Annotated in this window: 11 protein-coding genes; 8 read left to right on the forward strand and 3 right to left on the reverse strand. The window is 73.2% G+C overall.

Features of this window, described 5'->3' with window-relative positions:
• Together GPJ59_RS27575 and GPJ59_RS27580 are read left to right on the forward strand one after the other, a co-directional pair.
• A partial coding sequence (locus GPJ59_RS27575) for a hypothetical protein (protein WP_219670407.1) occupies nt 1-863 on the forward strand: 863 nt, incomplete at its 5' end.
• Nucleotides 835-1,977: a glycosyltransferase family 4 protein gene (locus GPJ59_RS27580; protein WP_219670408.1), complete on the forward strand. Its 1,143-nt coding sequence runs from the start codon at nt 835-837 to the stop codon at nt 1,975-1,977. The genes GPJ59_RS27575 and GPJ59_RS27580, both read left to right, overlap by 29 nt.
• A gap of 9 nt (nt 1,978-1,986) precedes the next feature.
• Here GPJ59_RS27580 and GPJ59_RS27585 read toward each other — a convergent pair whose 3' ends face one another.
• The gene (locus tag GPJ59_RS27585; RefSeq protein ID WP_219670409.1) at nt 1,987-2,244 is read right to left on the reverse strand and encodes a hypothetical protein; all 258 of its coding nucleotides are present in this window, start codon (nt 2,242-2,244) and stop codon (nt 1,987-1,989) included.
• On the reverse strand, nt 2,241-2,408 hold the full coding sequence (locus tag GPJ59_RS27590; RefSeq protein WP_219670410.1) for a hypothetical protein: 168 nt from the start codon (nt 2,406-2,408) through the stop codon (nt 2,241-2,243). Before GPJ59_RS27590 ends, GPJ59_RS27585 begins: the two co-directional genes overlap by 4 nt.
• A gap of 187 nt (nt 2,409-2,595) precedes the next feature.
• Between GPJ59_RS27590 and GPJ59_RS27595 the strand changes: the two genes are divergently transcribed.
• The 3 genes from GPJ59_RS27595 to GPJ59_RS27605 all read left to right on the forward strand — a co-directional run bounded on the left by GPJ59_RS27595 (nt 2,596) and on the right by GPJ59_RS27605 (nt 6,347).
• On the forward strand, nt 2,596-3,939 hold the full coding sequence (locus GPJ59_RS27595; RefSeq protein WP_219670411.1) for a hypothetical protein: 1,344 nt from the start codon (nt 2,596-2,598) through the stop codon (nt 3,937-3,939).
• Nucleotides 3,940-4,056: 117 nt separating this feature from the next.
• Nucleotides 4,057-4,626, forward strand: a complete 570-nt coding sequence (locus GPJ59_RS27600) for a GNAT family N-acetyltransferase (protein ID WP_219670412.1) — start codon at nt 4,057-4,059, stop codon at nt 4,624-4,626.
• Nucleotides 4,627-4,724: 98 nt separating this feature from the next.
• Nucleotides 4,725-6,347 (forward strand): GMC oxidoreductase, encoded by a 1,623-nt coding sequence (locus GPJ59_RS27605; protein WP_219670413.1) that lies wholly within the window; start codon nt 4,725-4,727, stop codon nt 6,345-6,347.
• Between the two features lie 281 nt (nt 6,348-6,628).
• Here the strand turns inward: GPJ59_RS27605 and GPJ59_RS27610 are convergent, their stop codons facing one another.
• Nucleotides 6,629-8,425: an AMP-dependent synthetase/ligase gene (locus GPJ59_RS27610; RefSeq protein WP_219670414.1), complete on the reverse strand. Its 1,797-nt coding sequence runs from the start codon at nt 8,423-8,425 to the stop codon at nt 6,629-6,631.
• A 246-nt stretch (nt 8,426-8,671) separates the two neighbouring features.
• Between GPJ59_RS27610 and GPJ59_RS27615 the strand changes: the two genes are divergently transcribed.
• The 3 genes from GPJ59_RS27615 to GPJ59_RS27625 form a co-directional block, all read left to right on the forward strand.
• On the forward strand, nt 8,672-9,463 hold the full coding sequence (locus GPJ59_RS27615) for a metallophosphoesterase family protein (RefSeq protein WP_374200920.1): 792 nt from the start codon (nt 8,672-8,674) through the stop codon (nt 9,461-9,463).
• Between the two features lie 104 nt (nt 9,464-9,567).
• On the forward strand, nt 9,568-10,011 hold the full coding sequence (locus GPJ59_RS27620) for an SRPBCC family protein (RefSeq protein ID WP_219670416.1): 444 nt from the start codon (nt 9,568-9,570) through the stop codon (nt 10,009-10,011).
• Between the two features lie 121 nt (nt 10,012-10,132).
• On the forward strand, nt 10,133-10,276 hold a 144-nt coding region (locus GPJ59_RS27625), incomplete at its 3' end, for an ArsA-related P-loop ATPase (protein ID WP_308120518.1).

Below are 10,276 nucleotides of genomic sequence, written 5' to 3' on the forward strand. Positions count from 1 at the left end.
GGCCCGCCCCCGGCGCCCTGCCCGAGCCCTGGGACCAGGGTCCGGTCACCGCGGTGCGCGGGGAGCGCAGCCTGGTGCTGGGCACCGGGCAGGGGCGGGAGCTGCTGGAGGACGTCGCCCGGCTCACCGACCGGGCGGTGCCGGACGCTGCCGCCGCCTGGCCGGGTCCGTGGGCGGGCCGGGTGGTCGTGCTGGTGCCGGGCTCGCTGGACGCGATGGCCGCCCTGCTGGGCCGGCCGCCGGCCGACTACCGGGGCATGGCGGCGGTGACCACCGGCCGGGTGGGCGGCGGGGCCGCCCCGGCGGACCGCGTGGTGGTCAACCCCGAAGGCTTCGCCGAGCTGTCCCCGGCCGGCCGGCGGATCGTCCTGACCCACGAGGTCACCCATGTCGCCACCCGGGCCGCCACCACGGCGAAGACCCCGCTGTGGCTGTCGGAGGGCTTCGCGGACTGGGCGGCGTACCGCACCGGCAGCACGAGCAGCACCCCCGGCGCCGGCACAGGAGGGAGCAACAACGCCGGCCCCGCCCCGGCGCAGGCGGCCCCCGCTCTGGCCCGGGAGGTGCGCGCCGGCCGGGTCCCGGCGGCGCTGCCGGCGGACGGGGACTTCGGTTTCGGCGGCGACCCGGACGCCCTGGCGCGGGCCTACGAAGGGGCCTGGCTGGCCTGCCGGGCGATCGCCGACCGGTGGGGCGGGGCCGCGCTGGTCCGGCTGTACGGGGAGGCGGGCCGCACGGAGCTGCCCGCCGCGCTCACCGGCTCCCTCGGCACGGACCTCCCCTCCCTCACCCGGACCTGGCAGGAGGAGCTGCGCACGGTACTGTCGGCGGACGATGCACAAGACGCTGATCGTGACCAATGACTTCCCGCCCCGCCCCGGCGGCATCCAGGCCTTCCTGCACAACATGGCGCTGCGCCTGGACCCCGAGCGGATCGTCGTCTACGCCTCCACGTGGAAGAACACCGCGGAGGGCCGGGAGGCGACGGCGGCGTTCGACGCGGAGCAGCCGTTCCAGGTGGTCCGCGACCGTACGACGATGCTGCTGCCGACCCCGCGGGTGACCCGGCAGGCGGTGGAGCTGCTGCGCACCCACGGCTGCGAGTCGGTGTGGTTCGGCGCGGCGGCGCCGCTCGGGCTGATGGCCCCCGCCCTGCGCAGGGCCGGGGCCCGCCGGCTGGTCGCCACCACGCACGGGCACGAGGCGGGCTGGGCCCAGCTGCCGGCCGCCCGGCAGCTGCTGCGCCGGATCGGCGAGGGCACGGACACGATGACGTACCTCGGGGAGTACACCCGCAGCCGGATCGCCTCCGCGCTGACCCCGGCCGCGGCCGCGCGCATGGTGCAGCTGCCGCCCGGCGTGGACGAGAAGACCTTCCACCCCGGCTCGGGCGGCGACGAGGTCCGCGCCCGGCTCGGGCTCGCCGACCGCCCGGTGGTGGTGTGCGTCTCCCGTCTGGTCCCGCGCAAGGGCCAGGACACACTGATCCTGGCGATGCCGCGGATCCTGGCGGCGGTCCCGGACGCGGTCCTGCTGATCGTGGGCGGCGGCCCGTACGAGGCGCAGCTGCGCAAGCTGGCCGCCGAGACCGGGGTCGCGCAGTCCGTCCGCTTCACCGGGGCCGTGCCCTGGTCGGAGCTGCCGGCCCACTACGGGGCCGGCGACGTCTTCGCCATGCCGTGCCGCACCCGGCGCGGCGGGCTCGACGTCGAGGGCCTGGGCATCGTCTACCTGGAGGCGTCCGCCACCGGCCTGCCGGTGGTGGCGGGCGACTCCGGCGGAGCCCCGGACGCCGTCCTGGACGGCGAGACGGGCTGGGTGGTGCGCGGCGGCTCCGCGGAGGACACCGCGGACCGCGTCACGACCCTCCTGCAGGACCCGGCCCTACGCGACCGCATGGGCGCACGCGGCCGGACCTGGGTCGAGGACCGCTGGCGCTGGGACCTCCTGGCAGACCGCCTCCGCGAACTCCTCTGACCGGGTCGGCTACCGCAGCAGTTCCCAGCAGCGCACCGGGTCGTGCACGATCCCGAACCCGCCCGAGCACGGGGTGCAGTGGACCAGGGTGGAGCCGAACCGCCGCTGGACGGCGCCCGGCCGCAGGCAGAGCGGGCACGGCACGGTGGCCGTACGGCAGACACCCCCGGGGTGGGCCGGGGACGCCCGGACCTCCAGGCCGAGGCCCGTCACGGCCAGGTTCGCGGCCTCGGCCTCCATCTGCTCCAGGCTCCGCCACCGGCTCACCGGGCGGCCCGCACATGGTCGAGCGAGGCCTCGAACTCCCGGTGGTCGCGCCCACGGATGTACGCGACGAAGTCGCCGCTGTCCTGGACGACGACCGCCATCAGCTCGCCCTGCCGCAGCGACCGGGTGTCCACGACCCGATGGCCGAGCAGTCGATGCTTCACATGCCGGAACGCCGATGAGTGTGTCTCGCGAACGTCCATGCCGGTGCTCCCTGCCGTCGTCAACGGGCGGGCAAGTCCCGCTCGGTCACTGGTGAGTACGACGAGGAAACCCCAAGGCCCCCCTTCGCGAGTACCGTTGCAGGGTCGGAGAAGTATGCAAGCCATGCACTACCGTCGGGAGTTGCTCATGGCGCGGCACTCACGCACCCCCAACGTCGGCCTGGCGACGCTCCTTGAGCAGGCCGGATGGTCCCGCTCCCAGCTCGCTCTGATCGTGAACAGAGTCGGCGCCGAGGCCGGGCTGAACCTGAAGTACGGTCAGCCGGCCGTCTCGCAGTGGATCGCCGGTCACCAGCCGAGGCCACAGGTCAGGGCCCTGATCATCGAGGTGTTCGAACGGAAACTCGGTCGCCCGGTGAGCTACGCCGAGGCAGGGCTGACGCCGCCGCTCGGTGGCGAGGAGGCGGACACGGTCCGGGAACTCATCGACCTCGGGAAGGCCGACATGGACCCGTCGCGGCGTCGGGTCATCGCGGCCGGTGTCTTCTCCGCGGCGCTGGCCGTTCCCCTCTTCCCCGCGCTGGCCCGGGCCGACAGCCCCGATCCGATAAGGCCCGGCAAGGCCACCACCCGGGTCGGGCAGGGGCAGGTCGACGCCGTGCGGTCCATGACCGATCGCATCGCCGACATCCTCGACGAGCTCGGCGCCGGTCACGCCCGGCCGATGGCTGCCGCCTTCCTTGTCAACACGGTCGGTCCCTGGCTGAAGGCCGAAGCGGCGGCCCCGGTCCGCCGCAGCCTGCTCGCCGCGGCCTCGGACCTCGTCTACCTCACCGGCTGGATGGCGATGTACGAGCGTGAGCACCGGCTCGGCCAGCAGTACTACGTGTCCGCCCTCAAGCTCGCCGGAGAGGCCGAGGACCACGTCACGTACTGCCGGACGCTGCGCGGCATGTCGCTCCAGGCGTCGAACCTCGGGTACGGCAGTCGGGCCCTGGAGCTTGCCGACTCGGCCGCCGAGGCCGCCCCCGTCGCCGGGCCCCGGCTGGTGGCCTTCCTGCGCGGCCAGCAGGCCCACGGGGCCGCCATGGTGGGGGACCGGCGGCAGGCGCTCGCGCGGCTGCGCGAAGCGGAGGAGGCGCTCGCCCGGGCGGACGACCGGCGGGAGTCGGTCGGCGGGTACGACCGGACCGCCTATCTCTTCCACGTGGCCCATGTACAGGCCGCCACGAAGGACATGCCGGGGTCCGTGAAGACGCTCAAGGAGTCGATCCGCGTCCAGCCCGAGAACGAACGGCAGGGACGGCTGCACGCCTACGGGCTCCTGGCGCAGCGGCAGCTGTCCATCGGCCATGTGGAGGCGGCGTCGGAGTCGTGGGCCCGGTTCCTCGACCACTACGAGACCCTGTCGTCCGCGCGCGGTGACGAGCACTTCGAGATCATGGTGGCGAGGCTCAAGCCGTACGGGACCGTGCGAGCGGTCCGGGACCTACGCGAGCGCGCCCGGCTGGTGGGGTCCCAGAAGGGCTGACGGGCAGGGCTGCACGGCTGGGGCGCGGTCGTCGGCGCGCTCGCGCGTCGAAGCAACCTCCGCCCAGGAGGCCGCCGGAAAACTGGCCGAGTACGTGCAGGCGAAGGGGGCTGCGTGATGTCCGAGGTGAGGTACGAGCGATTCGACGGGCAGGAGGCCGCGGGCGCGCTTGACCTGTTCCTTCCGGCTTACGAGGAGGTGTACGCCGAGCCCCCGTACAGCGAGGGCCCGTCCGACGTTGCGCAGTTCATCGAGCACTACCTCCTGCACGTCCACCGGACCGGGATGCGCCTGATCGTCGCCCGTGACGGCGAGGACGTCATCGGCTTCACGTACGGATACCTGCTCCCGGCTGACACCGGGTGGTGGAGCAACCTGGACAGGGAGCTGCCGGTGGACTTCACGCGCGAGGACGGCGCCCGTACGTGGGTGATCCTGGAGCTGGCTGTCCGCAAGCCGTGGCGCCGCCGGGGCATCGCCTCGGCCCTGCACGCCGCCCTGCTCGACGGCCTCGACGTGGAGCGGGTCACGCTCACGGTGAGGCCCGAGCCTGAGGCCGCCGCAGCACAGGCGGCCTACGCTGCGTGGGGGTACCGTGCGGTCGGCACGTCCCATCCGTGGGAGGGTGCCCCGTTCTACAAGGCGATGATCCTCGAAGTAGCCGGCGGCTTGCCCGATCGGTGTTGATGCCGCCGCGCACCCGGCAAAGCCTCGACTGACTGTCACTCAGATGTGTGTCAACACCGCGTCTGGGCGGACGGCCTGATTCCGCCCATGATGCGGCCATGACACCTCATCTGACGCGCCGTCACCTGCTGGGTCTCGGCGCCCTCCAGACCGCCGCCGCCCTCGGGCTGACCGAGATCAGCCTGTCCACGGCCGCCGCGGCCGCGCCGTCGGCGCAGCCGGCGCAGTACGCCCCCGCCATCGTCGTCGGCTCCGGCTACGGCGCCGCCGTCGCCGCGCTGCGGCTCGGGCAGGCCGGGGTGCGTACCGTCGTGCTGGAGATGGGCCGGCTCTGGGACGCCCCGGGCGCCGACGGCAAGGTCTTCCCCGCCACCACCGCGCCCGACCAGCGCTCGATGTGGTTCCGCAACCGCACCGAGGCGCCGCTCGCCACCTTCCTGTGGCTGGACGTGGTCAACCGGGACATCACCCCCTACCCGGGCGTCCTCGACCGGGTGCACCACGGCGACATGTCCGTCTACGTCGGCCGGGGCGTCGGCGGCGGCTCCCTGGTCAACGGCGGGATGGCGCCCACGCCGCGCCGCTCGTACTTCAGCGAGGTCCTCCCGGCCGTCGACGCCGACGAGATGTACGGCACGTACTTCCCGCGCGCCCGCCGGATGCTCGGCGTGAACGACATCGACCCGGGCTGGTTCGAGTCCACGCAGTGGTACCGGTTCGCCCGGGTCTCCCGCAAGCACGCGCACAACGCCGGGCTGCGGACCGTCTTCGTGCCCAACGTCTACGACTTCGACTACATGCGGCGCGAGGCAGCCGGCCAGGTGCCCCGCTCCGCCCTCGCCGGCGAGGTCATCTACGGCAACAACCACGGCAAGAAGAGCCTGGACAAGACCTACCTCGCCGCGGCCCTCGGCACCGGCAACGTCACCATCGAGACCATGCAGCGCGTGGTCGGCGTACGGCCGGACCCGGCCGGGGGGTACGTCGTCACCGCGCAGACCGGCGACCTGACCGGCCGCGTCACCGCCGTGCGCGAACTCGGCTGCCGCCAGCTCTTCCTGGGCGCCGGGAGCCTGGGCACCACCGAGATCCTGCTGCGCGCCCGGGAGACCGGAGCCCTGCCGGGGCTCGGTGAGCAGGTGGGCCGCGGCTGGGGCACCAACGGCAATGTGATGACCGCCCGGGCCAACCACCTGTGGGACACCGTCGGCGCCTGCCAGGCCACCATGCCCGCCCTCGGCATCGACGACTGGGACAACGCCGGGAACCCGGTCTTCGCCGAGATCGCCCCGCTGCCGATGGGCCTGGAGCACTGGATCTCGATGTACCTGGCGATCACCAGGAACCCCGAGCGCGGGCACTTCACGTACGACGCGGCCACCGACTCGGCCCGGCTGCACTGGCGGCGGGAGCAGAGCGCCCCGTCCGTGCAGGCGGCCAAGGCCCTCTTCGACCGCGTCAACCGGGCCAACGTGACCATCTACCGCTACGACCTGTTCGGCGAGAACAAGCCCTTCGCGGACACCTTCACGTACCACCCGCTGGGCGGCTGCGTGCTCGGCGAGGCGACGGACGCGTACGGGCGCGTCAAGGGCTGCCCGGGGCTGTACGCGGTGGACGGCTCGCTCGTGCCCGGGTCCCTCGGCGTGAACCCGTTCGTGACGATCACCGCCCTCGCCGAACGCGCCATGGACCGGATCCTGGCCACCGACCCGCGCTAGGGCCTGTCCGGCGGATCATGGCCGGGGCCGCGACGCTCCCCCAGCTACCGCTGGGTGGGGGTGCCCCCGGCCGGAGGCTGGGGGAGTGCCCCCAGGCACGGCACCTCGCCGCGTTGCCGAAACGCCCTAGCTCCGCTGTCGAGGCGCTCCGGCGCCTTGCGATGCACCGCACCGGACGCCGCGGCCTTTCCGACCCTGATCCGCCGGACAGGCCCTAGGCGGGTCCAGCTACCCGGTCCGGTCCTGGCCGTACGCGCTGCGCGGCCGTCGGCCGCGGCCCGTCAGCCGCGGTAGAGCGCCTCGATCTCGTCCGCGAAGTCCTTCGCCACCACGTTCCGCTTCAGCTTCAGCGACGGCGTGATGTGGCCGGACTCCTCCGTGAACTGGGAGCCCAGAATGCGGAACTTCCGCACCGATTCCGCCTTCGACACCGCCGCGTTGCCGTCGTCGACGGCCTTCTGGACGGCCGCCATCAGGTCCGCGTCCTCGCGCAGCGTCGCCGCCGTGGCGTCCGCCGGCTTGCCGTTCTCCTTCGCCCAGCGGGCCAGGAACTCCTCGTCCAGGGTCACCAGCGCCCCCACGAACGGCCGGCCGTCGCCCACCACCATGCACTCCGCGACCAGCGCGTGGGCCCGGATCCGGTCCTCGATCACCGCGGGCGCGACGTTCTTGCCGCCCGCGGTGACGATCAGCTCCTTCTTGCGGCCGGTGATCGTCAGGTAGCCGTCCTCGTCGAGGGTGCCGACGTCACCGGTGTGGAACCAGCCGTCGGTCAGCGCCTCCGCCGTGGCCGCCTCGTTCTTCCAGTACTCCCGGAAGACGTGCTCGCCGTGCAGCAGCACCTCGCCGTCGTCCGCGATCCGCACCACCGAGCCCGGCAGCGGCTGGCCGACCGAGCCGATCTTCTGCCGGTCCCACGGGTTGAAGGCGGTCGCCGCGCACGACTCCGTCAGGCCGTAGCCCTCCAGCACGGTGAAGCCGATGCCGCGGAAGAAGTGGCCGAGCCGCTCGCCCAGCGGGGCGCCGCCGGAGATCGCGTACTCGCCGCGCCCGCCGAGCACCGCGTGCAGCTTGCTGTAGACCAGCTTCGAGAAGATCTTGTGCTTGAGCCGCAGGCCGAAGGACGGACCCGACGGGGTGTCCAGCGCCCGGCTGTACGCGATCGCCGTCTCGGCGGCCGCGTCGAAGATCTTGCCCTTGCCCTCCGCCTGCGCCTTGGCGCGCGCCGAGTTGTAGACCTTCTCGAACACCCGCGGGACGCCGAGGATCAGCGTGGGGCGGAAGGACGCCAGCTCGTCGGTGAGGTTCTTGATGTCCGGTACGCAGCCCAGCCGGATGGGGGCCAGCACGGACGCCACCTCGACCAGCCGCCCGAACACGTGGGCCGCCGGGAGGAAGAGGAGCACCGAGCACTCGCCCGTACGGAAGAGCGGCCCCAGCCGCTCCACGACGTTGCCGCACTCGGTGAAGAAGTTGCGGTGGGTCAGCACGCAGCCCTTGGGGCGGCCGGTGGTGCCCGAGGTGTAGACGATCGTGGCCGGGTCGTCGGCGTTCGCCAGCGAGCTGCGCTCGTCGACCTCGTCGTCGGAGATCCCGGCGCCCGCCTCGCGCAGCGCCCCGATCGCGCCCTGCTCCAGCTCCCAGACCTCGCGCAGCTCCGGCAGCGCCTCGCGCAGGGAGGCCACGGACGCGGTGTGCCCGGCGGTCTCGGTGATCACGGCCACCGCGCCGGAGTCGCTGAGGATCCACTGGATCTGCTCGGGCGAGGAGGTCTCGTACACCGGGACGGTGACGGCACCGGCGGTCCAGATCGCGAAGTCGACGAGCACCCACTCGTAGCGGGTGCGCGAGATCAGCGCGACCCGGTCGCCCGGCCGGACGCCGGCCGCGATCAGGCCCTTGGCCGTGGCCCGCACCTCGGCCAGGAACTCCGTGGCGGTCACGTCCTGCCAAGCGGTTCCCACCTTGCGGGCCATGACGGCGGTGTGTGGGTGCAGCGCGGCGTTACGGCGGATGAGATCCGTGAGGTTCCCGTCGGACGGGACCTCGTACAGGGCCGGAAGGCTGAACTCGCGCAAGACTGCTGCTCCTCTGGGGCGCCATCGCCACGGTGCGGACGACCGGACGTTACCCACCGGTAGTGGGTTCCCGATAGAGGGAACCGGCCAGATGTTCCGTGCGTCACACGACGCGCCCGTGGCGCATCGACCCTAGTTCACCCGCTCCGTGACTAGGAAGTAACCGCAGGTCCGTGGCCTGTGACCGGTCGCGACGGGTTCTGGCCCGGGCGGCGTGGCTCTCCTAGGGTGGGCCGCATGGGTGGTATGGAATCCGGCACGCGCAGCCGCGGGCGCACCCGCGTCCACGTCGTCAGCGACGTCCACGGCAACACCGAGGCCCTGGCCCGCGCCGGCGACGGCGCCGACGCCCTGGTCTGCCTCGGCGACCTGGTCCTCTTCCTCGACTACGCCGACCACTCGCGCGGCATCTTCCCCGACCTCTTCGGCGTCGAGAACGCCGACCGGATCGTCGCCCTGCGCACCGAGCGCCGCTTCGCCGAGGCCAGGGAGTTCGGCCGCCGGCTGTGGCGCGGCCTGGACCGCGAGCGGCTCATCGAGGAGGCCGTACGCCGCCAGTACGCCGAGATGTTCGCCGCCTTCCCCAGCCCCACCTACGCCACCTACGGCAACGTCGACATGCCCACGCTCTGGCCCGAGTACGCCGGACCGGGCACCACCGTCCTCGACGGCGAGCGGACCGAGATCGGCGGCCGCGTCTTCGGCTTCGTCGGCGGCGGCCTGCCCTCGCCCATGCCCACCCCGTACGAGGTGGACGTCGAGGAGTACGCGGCCAAGGTCGAGGCACTCGGCGAGGTGGACGTGCTCTGCTCGCACATCCCGCCGGACGTGCCCGAGCTCTGCTACGACACCGTCGCCCGCCGCTTCGAACGCGGCAGCGCCGCCCTGCTCGCCGCCATCCGCCGGACCCGGCCCCGCTACGCCCTCTTCGGCCACGTCCACCAGCCGCTGGCCCGGCGCATGCGGATCGGCGCGACCGAGTGCGTGAACGTCGGCCACTTCGCGGCGACCGGTAGGCCCTGGGCCCTGGAGTGGTGAGGTCCGCACGCACGGTAGCCTGCACGCGGCGGCCTGGGCCGCACAGTCCTCGAACGCCCCCAGCCACCGCTGGGAGGTACCCACTGTCCGGAGGAGCCACCGCGATGGCGGAACACACCACTTCGAGCATCACGATCGAGGCGGCCCCGGCCGACGTCATGGCCGTGATCGCCGACTTCGCCCGCTACCCCGAGTGGACCGGCGAGGTGAAGGAGGCCGAGGTGCTGGCCACCGACGCCGAGGGCCGCGCCGAGAAGGTCCGGCTGCTGCTCGACGCCGGCGCGATCAAGGACGACCACACCCTGCTCTACACCTGGAAGGGCACCGACGAGGTCAGCTGGACCCTGGACAGGTCCCAGATGCTCCGGCAGCTCGACGGCTCCTACCGGCTGGCCCCGCTGGGCGCCGGCGACCGCACCGAGGTCACCTACCAGCTGACCGTGGACGTCAAGATCCCCATGCTCGGCATGATCAAGCGCAAGGCGGAGAAGGTCATCATCGACCGCGCGCTGGCCGGCCTGAAGAAGCGCGTCGAGTCCGCCGCCTGACGCGCCCCGTCAGGGGCGCGGGGCCCCCACCCAGCGGTAGCTGGGGGAGAAGGGGCGGGGTGGGGGAAGGCCCCGCGCAGCGGACCGCGTTCGCAACGACCGACGGAGTACGGCACACACCATGCACACCCTGCTCGTCACCGGCCCGGGCGGCGCCGGACGCCCCACCGTCGCCGCGGCCACCGCACTGGCCGCGGCCCGCGCCGGGCGGCGCGTGCTGCTGCTCTCCGGCGACCCCGGCGACCCGCTCGGCCCGCTGCTGGGC

This window comes from Streptomyces bambusae, assembly GCF_019400985.1.
Classification (GTDB): domain Bacteria; phylum Actinomycetota; class Actinomycetes; order Streptomycetales; family Streptomycetaceae; genus Streptomyces; species Streptomyces bambusae_A.

Excerpts from the sequence above, each read along its gene's own strand:
- GPJ59_RS27595 (WP_219670411.1), top strand. The coding sequence starts at position 2,596 with ATGGCGCGGCACTCACGCACCCCCAACGTCGGCCTGGCGACGCTCCTT.
- GPJ59_RS27600 (WP_219670412.1), top strand. The coding sequence starts at position 4,057 with ATGTCCGAGGTGAGGTACGAGCGATTCGACGGGCAGGAGGCCGCGGGC.
- GPJ59_RS27620 (WP_219670416.1), top strand. The coding sequence starts at position 9,568 with ATGGCGGAACACACCACTTCGAGCATCACGATCGAGGCGGCCCCGGCC.
- GPJ59_RS27580 (WP_219670408.1), top strand. The coding sequence starts at position 835 with ATGCACAAGACGCTGATCGTGACCAATGACTTCCCGCCCCGCCCCGGC.
- GPJ59_RS27615 (WP_374200920.1), top strand. The coding sequence starts at position 8,672 with ATGGAATCCGGCACGCGCAGCCGCGGGCGCACCCGCGTCCACGTCGTC.
- GPJ59_RS27605 (WP_219670413.1), top strand. The coding sequence starts at position 4,725 with ATGACACCTCATCTGACGCGCCGTCACCTGCTGGGTCTCGGCGCCCTC.